Source organism: Xanthomonas sp. DAR 35659 (assembly GCF_041242975.1).
Classification (GTDB): Bacteria; Pseudomonadota; Gammaproteobacteria; order Xanthomonadales; family Xanthomonadaceae; genus Xanthomonas_A; species Xanthomonas_A medicagonis.
Map to the genome: position 1 here is coordinate 2104054 of NZ_CP162488.1, position 14715 is coordinate 2118768.

The window sequence follows — 14715 nt, forward strand, 5'->3', positions numbered from 1 at the left end:
TGAGGTTCGGTCGCGGCTGAAGCCGCTCCTACAGGGTTGCTACCGAGCATGGCGCGCAATGCGCACGCATCCGCTCAAGGATCCCTGTGCCGCACCGTGTCGTGCGCGGCCGGGCGCGGTTGCAGGCCCTCGTCCGGCTCGCGTTCGCTCCAGTAGTCCTGGATCTGCAGGATCTGCGGCAGGATCGCGGTGAACAGCGAGACCAGGCGCGGTTCGAACTGCCGCCCGGCCTGCTGCTGGAACAGGTCGAGCACCTTCGCCAGCGGCCAGGCGTCCTTGTACGGGCGCTGCGTGGTCAGCGCGTCGAACACGTCGGCCAGGGCCACGATCCGCGCCGATTCGGGAATGCGCTCGCCGGCCAGGCCGGCCGGGTAGCCGCTGCTGTCCCAGTGCTCGTGGTGGTACAGCGCGATCTCGGCGGCGAGCCGGAACAGCGGCGCGCCGCTGCGGCTGAGGATGTCGTAGCCGATCTGCGGATGCCGCTTCATCACCTGCCACTCGTCCGTATCCAGCGGCCCGGGCTTCTTCAGGATCGCGTCGGGAATGCCGATCTTGCCGGTGTCGTGCATCGGCGCGGCCTGTTCGAGCAGGTTGGCGTCCTCGCTCGACCAGCCGGCCGCCAGCGCCAGTGCGCGCGCATAGGCGGCCATGCGCCAGATGTGGGTGCCGGTGTCCGAGTCGCTGTAGTGGCCGGCCATGCCCAGCATCTGGATCGCGTCGCGATGGCTGCTGGCCAGGCTGGCGGCGCTGACCAGCGACAGGTGGGTGCGCACGCGCGCGCGCAGGATGCTCGGCGAGTAGGGCTTGGTGATGTAGTCCACGCCGCCGGCCTCGAAGCCGATGCTCTCGTCGGCGTCCTTGTCCTTGCCGGTGACGAAGATGATCGGAATCCCCGCGGTGCGCGGATCCTGCTTCAGGGTGCGGGCGATGCTGTAGCCATCCAGGTCGGGCAGGTCGACGTCGAGCAGGATCAGCGCCGGGCGATGCTTGACCACCGCGCGCAAGGCCTCGGTGCCGTTCTTGGCGAAGGTCAGCGCGTAGTCCTCGCGCAGGATCTGCCGGATCAGCGCCAGGTTGCTGGCCTCGTCGTCTACGCACAGGATGGGAGGCTGGACCATCGTGGTTCCTTGTCGGGTGCGTGCGGCCACCGCCCGAGCGCTCGGGGGCGGCCACCGCTACGGTGTGGCATCGGCCTGCCAGCGCCTGACTTTAGCTTCGGCTTCGCGGAAGGAGAAGTTTTCGATCAGTTGCCGCAGTTCGGCCGCCAACGCCTCGGGAAGCGAGGGCAGCAGGGGGTGCATGGCCTGCTCCACGCGGTCCGGATCGTCGCTGTCCAGGGCGTCCAGCACCTGCTGCAACTGATGCTGCAATGCGGCGGGAGACGTGTCGCCGGAGGCGGGGGCCCGCGCCGCGCGCATGGCATCGGGCGCCGTCTCGTCTTCCGCCACGAAGCGCTTGATCGCGGCCGCGGTCGCGTGCATGGCGGCGGCCAGCGCCGCGATCGCCGCTTCGGCCTGCGCCGGCGTCTCGCCCAGCCGTTCCTCCAGCGCGGCGCTGGCCGCGGTCAGTGCCGGCAGTGCCAGCGATCCGGCCGAGCCGCGCAGCTTGTGCACGTAGGAGATCGCCGCCGCCGGCCCGTCCGTGTCCCATAGTGCCTGTACCGCCGCCGCCGGGTCCGGATGCTCCTGCAACAGCTTCAGCAGATAGCGTTGGTAGGGCACGCGCTCATTCCACAGCCGTTGTGCCTGCGCCGCATCGAGCAGGTCCGGGTCGACGTTGGGCCAGATCATCGATGCCGGCGTCGGCAACGGCTCCAGCGGCGGAGTGATCCGTAGCGGCAGGAACTGGCGAATCGCGGCGATCAGTTCCTCGACCTGGAAGGGCTTGGCGATGAAACCGTTCATGCCGCTGGACAGCGCCAGTTCCTGCTGCTGGCGGTACGCGCCGGCGGTCAGCGCGATCACCGGCACCGCGGCCAGGCGCGGATCCTCGCGCAGTTGCCGGGTCGCCTCGTAGCCGTCCATGGTCGGCATCTGCACGTCCATCAGCACCAGATGGAAGCGGCCCGGATCGCGGCGCAGCCGCTCCAGCGCCTGCTCGCCGTCGTTGGCCAGCTCCACCAGGGCGCCTTCGCCTTCGAGGATGCGTTGCGCGACCTCGCGGTTGATGTCGCTGTCGTCGACCACCAGCAGGTGGGCGCCGGCCAGGCGCGGCGTGCCATCGCCGCTGAGCAGCGGCGTGGGGCCGTCGCCGCGCGGGCGCGCCAGCAGCGTGGCGATGGTGCGGTAGAGCGCCGACGCGGTGATCGGCTTGGTCAGGACCGCGTCCACGTCGCCGGGCGCCTGCTGCTGCTCTTCCAGCAGGCGGCGTTCGTAGGCGGTGACCATGACGATGATCGGTTGCCGGCCCGGATTGCTCTGCGCGCGAATGCGGTGCGCCACGCTCAGCCCGTCCAGGTCGGGCATGCGCCAGTCGAGCAGGATCACGTCGAAGCCGTCGTGTTCCGGGCCGGCCGCGGCCAGCGCCGCGGTACCGCTGGCGACCGTCTCCACTTGCCAACCGAAGCCGCTGGCGATGCTGGCCAGGTTGCTGCGCACCAGGTCGTGGTCGTCGGCGATCAGCACGCGCCGCGCCTCCGACGGTTGCGGCTCGACGGCTGGGGCCGGCAATACCGGGAAGCTGATCGCGAAATAGAAGTCGCTACCGCGCCCGGGCGTGCTCTGCACTTCGAGCTGGCCGCCCATCAGTTCCACCAGGCGCCGGCTGATGGTCAGGCCCAGGCCGCTGCCGCCGTAGCGGCGGCTGGTGGAGGTGTCGGCCTGCAGGAACGGCGAGAAGATCACGCTCTGCTTTTCGCGCGGGATGCCGATCCCGGTGTCGCGCACCGAGAACAGCAACTTGAGCTTGCCGGGGTCGGCGCCGGGGAAGGCGCGGACCGACAGCGCGACCTCGCCTTGTTCCGTGAACTTGATGGCGTTGCCCACCAGGTTGATCAGCACCTGGTTCAGGCGCAGCGCATCGCCGCGCAGCCAGCGGCAGCCCGGCGGCAGCGGCTCGACGATCATCTCCACCGGCTTGGCGCTGATCGCCGAGGTCATCAGGCCGGCGATGTTCTCCAGCAACTGGCTGAGGTCGAACGGCTCCGACTCCAGGTCGATGCGCCCGGACTCGATCTTGGAGAAATCGAGGATGTCGTTGATGATCTCCAGCAACGAGCGCGCCGAGGCGTCGATCTTCTGGATCATCTCCTTGGCCGCCGGCGGCAGGTCGCTGTGCTGCAGCAGGTACAGCATGCCCAGGATCGCGTTCATCGGCGTGCGGATCTCGTGGCTCATGTTGGCCAGGAAATCGCTCTTGGACTGGTTGGCGTTTTCGGCGGCGTCGATCGCCAGGCGCAGTTCGCGCTCGTGGCGCTTCTGCTCGGTCAGATCGACCGCGATGCCGAGGTAGCCGATCACCTGGTCGTTGTCGTCGCGCAGCGTGCTCAGCGTCAGCAACACCGGGAACGGGTGGCCGTCCTTGCTGACGTAGGTCCACTCGCGTGTGTCGCTGCGTCCCAGCGTGGACAGCGCCGCCACCGACTCGAACGCCGGCGCCACGTTCATGCCCGATTGCGCGGCCATGCGTTCGGCGCGGCTGGCGAGTTGCTCCGGATCCAGGAACAGGCCGGTGGCCTTGCGCCCGATCATCTCGTGCGCGGCATAGCCGAGCAGGGTTTCGGCGGCGGGGTTGAACAGGGTGATAGTACCGTCCGGATCGGTGGCCACGATCGCGTAGCCGGCGTTGGCCAGGATCGCGCGCTGCAGCGCCGAGTAGGTGACCAGTTCGTTGGTACGCTGCGCCACCTGTTGTTCCAGGGTGGCGTTGAGTTCCATCACCCGGGCCTGCGCGCGGACCCGTTCGGACACGTCGTGCAGCAGGTGCGAGTGGCCGACCGTGTCGCCGTCGGTGTCCAGGATCGGCGAGACGCTGACCAGCGCGTTGACCGTGCGGCCTTCGCGGTGGCGCAGTTCGCGCACCTGCGCGTCACCGTTCTCGCTGGTGGGGTCGCGCACCTGCGTGCCTAGCAGGTCCTGCAGCGGCTGGCCGATGGCCTGCGCCGGGGTGTAGCCGAAGATGCGTTCGGCGGCCGGGTTCCAGTGGGTGATGCGGCCTTGCAGATCCTCGGCCACGATCGCTTCGCTGGTGCTGGCGACCAGCGCGGCCAACTGGCTCTGTTCGCGCAGGATGACGTCGCGGCGATGGCGGCCGGTCAGGTACAGGTACAGCAGCGCGGCCAACAGCAGCGAGAAGCCGCCGATCAAGCCGCCGGTGAACAGCGGCGAGGTCTGGTTGAGCGCGCGCACGAAGTCCGGCGTGGCCTGTGCGCCCAGCGTCCAGCGGCGGCCGTAGACCGCCAGGCTGCGCTCGGCCTGCAGCTCGTCGGGCATCGTGGCCGCGGCGTCGGCATCGCCGTCGCGGTAGAACGGCGCGGCGCCGTTGTCGGCGTCGGACAGCGTCAGCTGCAGTTCGTGCGCGTGGTTCGGCGAGGCCGCCAGGACCTCGGCGATGTTGAGCGGGGCGTAGGCCCAGCCGGTGGTGGCCTGCCAGCGCTGCTCGGCGGTCTGCAACGGCGCGCCTTCGTGGTACACCGGCAACAGCAGCAGGAATCCGCTGTTGCCGACGCCGGGGCTCTGCACCAGGCGAATCGGCGAGGTGATGGTCGGATTGCCGGAGCGCGCGGCGGCGATCGCCGCGGCGCGGCGCGCGGGTTCGGAGGCGATGTCGAAGCCCTGCGCGGGGTTGTTGCGTCGCAGCGGCTGGATATAGAGGATCACGAAACGGTCGCCGTCGTGCGGCGTCGCCTGGTGAATGTGCAACGATGGCGCGCCGTCGCTGCGCGCCTGTTGCAGGAACGCGGCCTCCTCGGCGGGCGCCACCCGGCGGATGTAGCCGAAACCGCGCACGCCGGGGAACTCGCGCTGGTAGTCGCGCGAGGCGCTGTAGCGGTCGAAGCGTTCGCGCGAGATGGCGTCGCCGCCGGCGGCGATCACCGCGCCGCGCGCGCCGCGCAGGCCGTGTTCGTAGACAGCCAGCCGCTGGCGCAATTCGCCGGCGACGTGCGTGGTCAGTTGCTGGAAGCGGTCGCGGGCCTGTTGCAGGTTGTGCTGGTGCACGCTGCGCGCGATCAGCGCCGCCGCCGCCAGCCCCAGCATCAGCACCGCCATGGCGGCGATCAACGCCAAACGCCCAGGGCCGGCGGCGGGTGTCCAGCGGTTCTTCGACATGAGCCCCTTTCCTTTGGCGAACGCCGCCGATGCGCGGGCATCGCCGAGGTTCCGGTCCGTACTGGATGGCCTTCACGGTGAAGCGACGGTCCTGCCCCGACCGCATGGACCACGCTAGCGCGATCGTTGCGGCCGCACCAGCCCTACGACGCGGTACAGGGACGACCGTCTACGACCTTCACGGAATCAGCGTGACGGCTGCGTGCAATGCCAGCCCGATGAGGCCGCCGACCAGCGTGCCGTTGAAGCGGATGTACTGCAGGTCGCGGCCGACGCTCAACTCCAGTTGCTCCACCAGGTGGCGCTCGTCCCAGCCTTTCACGGTCTGCGCGATGTGCTCGGTGACGCCGCTGCGCAGGCGCTGGGTCAGCTTCTCCGCGCCGCCGAGCAGGTGCTGGTTGAGCGCTTCGCGCAGCGCATCGTCCTGCGCCAGCGATTGCCCGAGCGCGCCCAGCGCGCGCTGCAGGTGCTGCACCAGCACGCCGTCGCCGCGCGACAGGTCCTCGCGCAGGCTGGCGTGGATCTGGTCCCACAGGCCCTGCACGTAGTCCTGCACGCCGGGATGCTCGATCAGGCGCTGCTTCATCGCCTGCAGTTTGGCGGCGGTGGCGGGGTCGCTGCGCAGGCGCTGCACGTAGCCGCCGAGCCAGCGTTCGTAGTCCTGGCGCAACGGATGCTGCGGTTGCGACAGGACGTCCTGCAGTTCCTCGAGCAGCGCGTGCGCCAGGCGTTCGGCCAGGGTGTCGGCGATGCCTTCCACCGGCTTGACCCATTCCACCGTGCCGACCAGCTTGGGCCATTCGCGGCGCGCGTACTTGACGATCATCGCCGAGACGCGCTGCTTCACCGCCGCATCGTCCAGGTGCCGGCCGAGCCGGGTCAGCGCTTCGTCGAGCAGCGCCTGATGGCGGCCGTCGGCGGTCAGCAGGCCGAGGATCTCGCCGGCGGTCGCGGCCGCGTTCCATTCATGCAGGCGCGCGACCACGAAGCCGTGGATGCGGCGCCGCACCGCCGCTTCGTCGAGCAGGTCCAGCGCCTGCAGCGCCCAGCCGCGCGCCAGTTCGGCCAGCTTGCCGGCCTGCGCCGGCTCGGCCAGCCACTGCCCCAGCCGCGCGGCCGGATCGAAGGCGCGCAGCTTGGACAGCAGCGCCGCCGGTTCCAGGAAATGGTCGCGCACGAACACCGCCAGGCTGTCGGCGATGCGCGCCTTGCCTTGCGGGATGATCGCGGTATGCGGGATCGGCAGGCCCAGCGGATGGCGGAACAGCGCCACCACCGCGAACCAGTCGGCCAGCGCGCCGACCGTGGCCGCCTCGCAGAAGGCGCCGATCCAGGCCCAGGCGCCGTGCATGCCCATGGCGTGGCTGAGCAGGAAGCCGGCCAGCATCGCCAGCAGCAGCGCCACGGCCAGCAGTTTCATGCGCCGCAGCTGCGCGCGGCGCGGATCGGGCGGCATGGTGGGGGCGGGGGACGCGCTCATGTGGAGGAGTTTACGCAGCGTGCGGTCAGGACGATTTCATCGCTCGCCGCCCGCGTGCCGCGCGCGCCAACCGGCCGGGCGCTGGGAGCGTCGGAGGACGTCGTCGCGGGGCCGTTGTCCGCTACTGTACGGCGTGCTAGCTTGCCGCCGGGCCATCTGCCGAACGCGCGCCATGCTCGCCGATCACACGCCTGTCGGTTTCATCGCCGTCGACGACATCGACCGCGCGCGCGCCTTCTACGAAGGTATCCTGGGTCTGCGTTGCCAAGGCTTCGACGGCTTCGCCCTGAAGTTCAAGGCCGGTCCGATCAACCTGCGCATCGTCAAGCCGCCGCGGCGGGTCGTCGCCGACTACACCGTGTTTGGTTGGGAAAGCGCCGATATCCGCGCCGATGTGGCCGCGCTTGCGGCCAGGGGCGTTGCTTTTCTCCGCTACCCGTTCTTCGCCGACAGCCAGGACGCGCACGCCATCTGGACGGCGCCGAACGGCGGCCAGGTGGCCTGGTTCCGCGATCCGGACGGCAACACGCTGTCGCTTGCACAGCACGTCTAAGGCCTGGCGCCGCCGCGGCCCGCGCCCCGGGCCGGAGCGCGCCGGGCGCGGTATCCGGATCAGTCCTGCAACCGCGCGCGCAGCGCCGCCACTTCCTCGCGCAGCGCCTGATTCTCTGCGTCCAGTTCGGCCACGCGCAGGCGCAGCGCGGCCAGTTCCGCGTCGTCCGCCGCGGCGTCGCCAGCGCCGTCCTCGGCGGCCGGCGTCTGCCGCGGTTTGCGTTTGGATTCGCGCGCGCGCTTGGCCGCCTGCTTGAGTTCGTCCTTGCCGGCCATGGCCGCGGCGCGCTGTTCGTCTTCCGGCAGGCTGGCCACCGCGGCGGCGGCGTTGATCGAGATCGCGCCGGACTTCACCGCCTCCACCACTTCGGCGGCGGCCTGCTTCTGGATCTTCTCGATCTGCACCACCTGGCTGTTGCTGAGCCGCGCGGCGCGGGCCAGGTCGGCGCGGCTCAATGGCGCCGGCATCGCCTGCGTGTGCGCCTCGGCGGCTTCCGCGGGCGCGTCGCCCCAGGGCGCGGCATCGTCGGCACTGGCGGCGGTCGCCTCGTCGCCATCGGTTGGCGCCGGCGCCGCGGCGGCGCGGCTGCGCCGCTCGGCCAGGATCTCGCGTTTGCGCAGCGCCAGCACGCCGCGCTGGAAGTCGGACACGCTGCGCCGCCCCAGGTGCTGGTCGATCATCCACAGGTGCACGTCCTGCAGCGACTGGAAGCGGGTGTTCTGCACGGTCTGGAACGGCAGCCCGTGCTTCTGGCAAATGCCGTAGCGGTTGTGCCCGTCGACCAGGATGTCGCCCCACAGCACCAGCGCGTCGCGGCAGCCTTCGGCGAGCAGGCTGCGCTCCAGCGCGGCGTATTCGTCCGCGGTCAGTGGGTCGATGTAGGCCTTGAGGTCTTCGTTGACGACGATGTGCATCGGGCAGGGGCGGGCGTTGCGGCGGGGGCGGCATTGTAGAGACTTGCGCGCGCCGCGTCCGCGCCGTTGACGCTGTGGCGGCCGCGGCACAGAATCCGCACGGCTTGGCGATCGGGGATCGCGGCCCGGCCGCTGGGGAGGCGACGATGATCTTGTGGGGCTGGGGCGAACGCGACGTCGCCTGTGGCGTGGAAGACCGCCAGTTCTGCGCGCGCTGCGCGCAGGAGCGCGCATTCGAGATGCGCCTGCGCTATTCCTACGGCCACTTCTACCATCTGTTCGGATGGGTGCGCGAACGGCAGTACCTGCTGATCTGCCCCGAGTGCCACCACGGATGGCTGCTGAACCGGGCCAGCGCCGAAGCCCTGTTGCCGTCCCTGCCGATTCCGTTCCATCAGCGCTGGGGCTGGTTGGTGATGCTGGTGCTGGCGGTGCTCATCGCGGCGGCGGCGCTGCTGCACGGCGCCAACAGCTAGGAACGTCGCACAAGCGAGGATGCTCGCCCCAGCACGGATGCTCGCCCCGATGTGTGGACGCCTCGCTGCGCCGGTGTGGCCGCGCAGTGCATCAGCTAAGGCGCCGCGACACATGCTGCGCGCAGCCGGTCTTCCTCTGCGATTCCCTAGCGGCAACTCCACCGCTTCACGACCGGCTCGGAGAAAGCGGGGTCGTAGGCGACGGTGCACGCGCTGACCTCCGGTGGCAGCGCCCGGCTGGCGATGGCCGACGTGCCGCCGTATTCGCAGGCAACCCAATAGGCTTGTTCGCGGCGCTCTAGCGTCCAGGTCGCGGTGGCGAGCTTGCCTTTCCGGCTTTCGCTGGTCGGGACCAACTGCGCCCTCTGCTCTGGAGGTCCGGCAAAAAACGACACCGTCACCAGGGGATGGCTCTGCTCGGAGCCGCCTACGTGCCAGCCGGCGTCGGAGACCGGTTGCGGCGTCTGCTTGACCTGCAGGCGTGCGGGACAGTGCATTTCCACCGACGCCGTCTGCGCTGCGGCGGCGTGCGCAGGGATGGCCGACAGGGCGATGGGCGCCGCCGCCAGCAGCAGCGGCCGGGCGCGCGAACACAGAAATTGCAGCAAAGCGGGCGTGCCTGCCATGGTCGCTCCATGCGGGAAGAGGGTGGCCATTGTCGCGCGGTGCCGCTGCAAGCTCCATCGCGCTACCTGCCCGGCAAAAGACGGATTGCGATTGCGGCCCTCTCGAGCCTGTAGCGCGTGCCGGCCGGTCTTCGCGGCACCGCGCCGGTCTGCTGTAATGCGCGGCCCGTCCATGCCGCTGCCCCTGGCCATGCCCGTTTCCGCAACCGCACGCCGCCGCCTGTGCCTGCTCGCCGCCATCGTGGCGACCATCGCCGCCGGGTTGGCGTCGCGCCAATTCCCGTGGCTGTTGCCGCCGTGGCTGGGCAAGTCGCCAGGCGACGCGCTGTGGGCGGCGATGATCTATTTCGGCCTGGCGCTGCTGGCGCCGCGCGCGCGGTCGTCGCGCGTGGCGGTGGTGGCGCTGCTCCTGTGCTGGCTGGTGGAAGCCTCGCAGCTGTATCGCGCGCCCTGGCTCGACGCCGTGCGCGCCACCACGCTCGGGCACCTGGCCCTGGGCTCCACGTTCGTGTGGTCGGACCTGCTCGCCTATGCGCTGGGCGTGGCCGCCGCCGCGTGGCTCGACCGGTACGCGCGCCGCTGACGCGCGTCCATCGCGCGGCGGCCGGCCAGGCTCAGTCGACCACGACCTCGCTGATCTGCATCACCGGGGTCAGGTCGGTGTAGTTCTTGATGTCGCCGAGGATCTCGTCGGCATGCGGGCCGAAGCCGGCCTGGAATGCCTCCACCGAGTCGCTGAAGATGTGGCACATGCCGACGTAGGTCGGATCGCTGCCGGGCGCGCCGCCGGACAGGCCCTTGTCCACGGTGTAACGCCTGCAGGCCTCGCCCATGCGCGCCTGCAGCAGCGGCATGTGCGTGTCGCGGTAGTAGGCGTGGTCGAACCGCGCGCCGGGGGTGTACGGGTACATCACGCTGACCTTGATCATGGGCGGCTCCTGGATGCAGCGAGGATGGAGAGGGGTGGCGGGGAACCGCGCAAAGGCTACACCCGCGCGGCGCCCGTCCCATGTTGCGGTGCGGGAGGCCGGGAATGAGGACTAGGGAATGGCAACAGCAACAGCAACAACGGCGTTCTGCGGCTGCAGCGTCTCTCATGCGCGCGCTGCGGCGCTTTTCCGATTCCCCATTCCCGATTCCCCAATCCCGGCTCTAACGCATCGTCGGCATGGTGAACTCGGCAGCGCGCGCGGCCGCCGGCCAGCGCGCGGTGACGGTCTTGAGCCGGGTGTAGAAGCGCACGCCGTCCGGGCCGTGCACGTGCAGCGGGCCGAACAGCGAGCGCTTCCAGCCGCCGAAGCTGTGGAACGCCATCGGCACCGGAATCGGCACGTTGATCCCGACCATGCCGGCCTGCACGCGCCGGGCGAAGGCACGCGCGGCCCCGCCGTCGCGGGTGAACACCACCGCGCCGTTGCCGTAGTCGTGCGCGTCGATCAGTTGCAGCGCGGCGTCCGCGTCGGCCACGCGCACCACGCACAGCACCGGGCCGAAGATCTCGTCGCGGTAGATGCGCATGTCGGGGCGGACATGGTCGAACAGGCTGCCGCCGAGGAAGAAGCCGCCCGCGTGCGCCTGCGGCTGCGCGTCGCGGCCATCCACCACCAGCGTGGCGCCCTCGGCCACGCCGCTGTCGATGTAGCCACGCACGCGTTCGCGGTGCGCGGCGCTGATCAGCGGCCCCATGTCCGCCGCATCGGCGCCTGCGCCCAGGGTCAGCGCGGCCACGCGCGGCGCCAGTCTGGCGACCAATGCGTCGGCGACCGCGTCGCCCACGCACACCGCCACCGAGATCGCCATGCAGCGTTCGCCGGCCGAGCCATAGCCGGCGCCGAGCAGGGCCGCGGCGACGTCGTCCAGGTCGGCGTCGGGCAGCACCACCAGGTGGTTCTTGGCCCCGCCCAGCGCCTGCACGCGCTTGCCCAGCGCGCTGCCCCGCGCGTACAGGTCGGCGGCGACCGGGGTGGAGCCGACGAAGCTCAGCGCCTGCACCTGCGGATGCGCGAGCAGCGCGTCCACCGCCGGTTTGGCCCCGTGCACCACGTTGAACACGCCTTCCGGCAGGCCGGCTTCGTGCAGCCAGTCGGCCAGCAGCAGCGACGCCGATGGATCGCGCTCGGACGGCTTGAGCACGAAGCTGTTGCCGCAGGCCAGCGCCACCGGCAGCATCCACAACGGCACCATCGCCGGGAAGTTGAACGGGGTGACGCCGGCGACCACGCCCAGCGGCGCGTACTCGCTCCAGGAATCCACGCCACGGCCGACCTCGACCGAATGCTCGCCCTTGAGCAGGTGCGGGATGCCGCAGGCGAATTCCACCACCTCGATGCCGCGCGCCACTTCGCCGCGCGCATCGGATACCACCTTGCCGTGCTCGGCGCTGATGCAGCGCGCCAGGGTGTCGGCATGGCGTTCGAGCAGTTCGCGGAAGCGGAACATCACGCGCGCGCGCTGCAGCGGAGGCGTCGCCGCCCAGGCCGGGAACGCCTGCGCGGCGGTGGTCACCGCCATGTCGACCGCATGCGCGGCGCCCAGCGGCACGCGCCGTGCCACCGCGCCGCTGGCCGGATCGAACACCTCGGCGTAGGCGTCGCCGCGAAAATCGACGCGGCGGCCGCCGATGTAGTGGGACAGGATCTCGCTCATGTTCGGCACTCCTCGCAGTTCAGCCCAGCGCATCCAGCGGCCGCACGAATTCCTGCCCCAGCGCCTGCGCCACCGCGCGGTGGGTGAGCTTGCCGGCATGCACGTTGAGGCCGTTGCGCAGGTCCTGGTCGTCGCGCAGCGCCTGCAGGCCGTGCTCGGCCAGCAGCAGCACGAACGGCAAGGTCGCGTTGGTCAGGGCGAAGGTGGAGGTGCGGGCCACGCCGCCGGGCATGTTGGCCACGCAGTAGTGGACGATGCCGTCGACCTCGTAGGTCGGCTGCTGATGGGTGGTGGCGCGGCTGGTCTCGAAGCAGCCGCCCTGGTCGATCGCCACGTCCACCAGCACCGAGCCGGGGCGCAGCAGCGCCAACTGCGCGCGCGACACCAGCTTGGGCGCGGCGGCGCCGGGGATCAGCACCGCGCCGATCACCAGGTCGGTGCGCGGCAGGCATTGCTCGATCGCGTCGCGGGTGGAATACAACGTGGTCAACTGCTGGCCGTACAGTTCGTCGAGATACTTGAGCCGTTCCAGCGAGCGGTCCAGCACCGTCACCCGCGCGTGCAGGCCCATCGCCATGCGCGCGGCGTTGATGCCGACCACGCCGCCGCCGATCACCAGCACCTCGGCCGGCTTGACCCCGGGCACGCCGCCGAGCAGCACACCGGAGCCGCCCTGCGCCTTCTCCAGCGCATGCGCGCCGGCCTGGATCGTCATGCGCCCGGCGACCTCGCTCATCGGCGCCAGCAGCGGCAACCCGCCGTGGCCGTCGGTGACGGTCTCGTAGGCGATCGCGGTGCAGCCGGAGCGCTGCAGGGCGGCGGCCTGCTGCGGATCCGGCGCCAGGTGCAGATAGGTGAACAGCAGTTGCCCGGGGCGCAGCAGCGCGCATTCCTCCGGCTGCGGCTCCTTGACCTTGACGATCATCTCGGCCTGCGCGAACACGCTCGCCGCGTCCTCGGCGAGGCGCGCGCCGGCGCGCTCGTAGTCCGCGTCGCTGAGGCCGATGGCCTGGCCGCCGCCGCGCTGCACCAGCACCTGGTGGCCGTGCAGCACCAGTTCGCGCACCCCGGCCGGGGTCAATCCGATCCGGTATTCGTGGTTCTTGATCTCTTTCGGGACGCCGACCAGCATGAGCGGTTCTCCAGGCATGCGGCGCGCGTGGGCAGCGCCAGCGGGTTGGGATGGGGCGGGGGAGTCAGGGGGTGTCGCGGATCATGTCGGCCAGCACCGCGAAGATCCGGTCGATGTGCGCGCGCTCCACGATCAGCGGCGGCGACAGCGCGATGGTGTCGCCGGTGACGCGGATCAGCAGGTCGCCCTCGTGGAAGCAGCGCTCGAAGATCTCGTAGGCGCGCGCACCCGGCGCGCCATCGCGCGGCGCCAGCTCGATCGCGCCGATCAGGCCGAAATTGCGGATGTCGAGGACGTTCGGCAAGCCCTTCAGCGCATGGATCGCCTGCTGCCAGTAGTCGCCCAGTTCGATCGCCCTGTCGAACAGGTTCTCCTCGGCGTAGGTGTCCAGCGTCGCCAGCGCCGCCGCGCAGGCCAGCGGGTGGCCGGAATAGGTGTAGCCGTGGAACAGGTCGATGGCGCCGGCCGGGCCGTGCGCGAAGGCGTCGTGGATGGCGTGCGAAACGAACACCGCGCCCATCGGCACGCAGCCGTTGGTCAGGCCCTTGGCGGTGGTCATCAGGTCCGGGGTGACGCCGAAGCGCTGCGCGGCGAAGGCCTTGCCGACACGGCCGAACCCGGTGATGACCTCGTCTAAGATCAGCACGATGCCATGCGTGTCGCACAGCGCACGGATGCGCTGCAGATAGCCCTGCGGCGGCAGCACCACGCCGGCCGAGCCGGAGATCGGTTCGATGATCACCGCGGCGATGGTGGAGGCGTCGTGCAGCGCGATCAGCCGCTCCAGATCGTCGGCCAGCTCCGCGCCGTACTCGGGCAGCCCCTGCGAGAACGCGTTGCGCGCGATGTCCAGGGTATGCCGCAGATGGTCCACGCCAGGCAGCAGTGGGCCGAACCACTTTCGGTTGTTGGGCAGCCCGCCGACCGAGACGCCGCCGAAGCCGACCCCGTGGTAGCCCTTCTCGCGGCCGATGAAGCGGGTGCGCTGGCCTTCGCCGCGGGCGCGGTGATAGGCCAGCGCGATCTTCATCGCGGTGTCCACCGACTCGGAGCCGGAGTTGGTGTAGAACACGTGGTCCAGGCCCGGCGGGGCCAGCTCCACCAGCCGCTCGGCGAGCACGAACGGCAGCGGCGAGCCCATCTGGAAGGTCGGCGCGAAATCCAGCGTGGCGATCTGCCGCGCCACCGCCTCGACGATGCGCGGTCGCGCGTGCCCGGCGTTGCAGCACCACAGCCCGGCGGTGCCGTCGAGAATGCTGCGTCCGTCCACGCTGCGGTAGTGCATGCCCTCGGCCGAGGCCAGCAGCCGCGGCCGCGCCTTGAACTGGCGGTTGGCGGTGAACGGCATCCAGAACGCCTCCATGCCGTCCGGCGCCTGCGTGGCCTGCGCGGCGTAGTGGTCGGCCAGCGCCTGGGCAGAGGGAGGCGGCTCGGTGCGCATCACAGGCTCCACGTCGAGAAGTGTTGAAAAAACTTTACACCAACCGCGGCGGCGATGGCGGTCGCGTCGGCGCGCCGCCGGGCCCGCGCCGCTGCTCGCGGCGCGAGCGGGCGCCGCAAGGACCTGGCGCGCCGCCGCGAAGCGTGCCACGTCCCGCAATGCGCCCGGCCGCACCGCGCG

General features: G+C 70.7%; 12 protein-coding genes. 3 read left to right on the forward strand and 9 right to left on the reverse strand.

All coding sequences use genetic code 11. The annotated features are described in order from the left end of the window. Positions 1–74: 74 nt before the first annotated feature. The 3 genes from AB3X07_RS08970 to AB3X07_RS08980 all read right to left on the reverse strand — a co-directional run bounded on the left by AB3X07_RS08970 (position 75) and on the right by AB3X07_RS08980 (position 6687). The gene (locus AB3X07_RS08970; protein ID WP_369944134.1) at positions 75–1118 is read right to left on the reverse strand and encodes an HD domain-containing phosphohydrolase; all 1044 of its coding nucleotides are present in this window, start codon (positions 1116–1118) and stop codon (positions 75–77) included. 57 nt (positions 1119–1175) lie between these two features. After that, positions 1176–5267 carry a CHASE domain-containing protein gene (locus tag AB3X07_RS08975; protein WP_369944135.1) on the reverse strand — a complete coding sequence of 1364 codons (4092 nt, stop codon included), beginning with the start codon at positions 5265–5267 and terminating at the stop codon, positions 1176–1178. Between the two features lie 178 nt (positions 5268–5445). After that, a complete protein-coding gene (locus tag AB3X07_RS08980) occupies positions 5446–6687 on the reverse strand; it encodes a DUF445 domain-containing protein (RefSeq protein WP_369944137.1) in 1242 nt (413 codons plus the stop codon). Positions 6688–6919: 232 nt separating this feature from the next. Here AB3X07_RS08980 and AB3X07_RS08985 point away from each other — a divergent pair, with 232 nt between their 5' ends. Continuing rightward, a complete protein-coding gene (locus tag AB3X07_RS08985) occupies positions 6920–7300 on the forward strand; it encodes a VOC family protein (RefSeq protein ID WP_369944138.1) in 381 nt (126 codons plus the stop codon). A 59-nt stretch (positions 7301–7359) separates the two neighbouring features. Here the strand turns inward: AB3X07_RS08985 and AB3X07_RS08990 are convergent, their stop codons facing one another. Next, positions 7360–8214 (reverse strand): plasmid replication/partition related protein, encoded by an 855-nt coding sequence (locus AB3X07_RS08990; protein WP_369944140.1) that lies wholly within the window; start codon positions 8212–8214, stop codon positions 7360–7362. Positions 8215–8360: 146 nt separating this feature from the next. Between AB3X07_RS08990 and AB3X07_RS08995 the strand changes: the two genes are divergently transcribed. Continuing rightward, positions 8361–8690, forward strand: a complete 330-nt coding sequence (locus tag AB3X07_RS08995) for a hypothetical protein (RefSeq protein ID WP_369944141.1) — start codon at positions 8361–8363, stop codon at positions 8688–8690. A gap of 146 nt (positions 8691–8836) precedes the next feature. On the opposite strand, the gene AB3X07_RS09000 is transcribed toward AB3X07_RS08995, so the two are convergent. Then, on the reverse strand, positions 8837–9316 hold the full coding sequence (locus tag AB3X07_RS09000) for an STY0301 family protein (protein WP_369944142.1): 480 nt from the start codon (positions 9314–9316) through the stop codon (positions 8837–8839). Positions 9317–9506: 190 nt separating this feature from the next. Here AB3X07_RS09000 and AB3X07_RS09005 point away from each other — a divergent pair, with 190 nt between their 5' ends. Continuing rightward, positions 9507–9899: a DUF2809 domain-containing protein gene (locus AB3X07_RS09005; protein WP_369944144.1), complete on the forward strand. Its 393-nt coding sequence runs from the start codon at positions 9507–9509 to the stop codon at positions 9897–9899. 31 nt (positions 9900–9930) lie between these two features. Here AB3X07_RS09005 and AB3X07_RS09010 read toward each other — a convergent pair whose 3' ends face one another. The 4 genes from AB3X07_RS09010 to AB3X07_RS09025 form a co-directional block, all read right to left on the reverse strand. Next, a complete protein-coding gene (locus AB3X07_RS09010) occupies positions 9931–10245 on the reverse strand; it encodes an EthD family reductase (RefSeq protein ID WP_369944145.1) in 315 nt (104 codons plus the stop codon). 223 nt (positions 10246–10468) lie between these two features. Next, a complete protein-coding gene (locus AB3X07_RS09015; protein ID WP_369944146.1) occupies positions 10469–11962 on the reverse strand; it encodes a CoA-acylating methylmalonate-semialdehyde dehydrogenase in 1494 nt (497 codons plus the stop codon). 19 nt (positions 11963–11981) lie between these two features. Beyond that, positions 11982–13094 (reverse strand): alanine dehydrogenase, encoded by a 1113-nt coding sequence (gene ald / locus AB3X07_RS09020; protein ID WP_369944147.1) that lies wholly within the window; start codon positions 13092–13094, stop codon positions 11982–11984. 64 nt (positions 13095–13158) lie between these two features. After that, positions 13159–14535, reverse strand: coding sequence for an aspartate aminotransferase family protein (locus AB3X07_RS09025; protein ID WP_369944148.1), 1377 nt, complete (start codon positions 14533–14535; stop codon positions 13159–13161). Between the last annotated feature and the right edge of the window lie 180 nt (positions 14536–14715).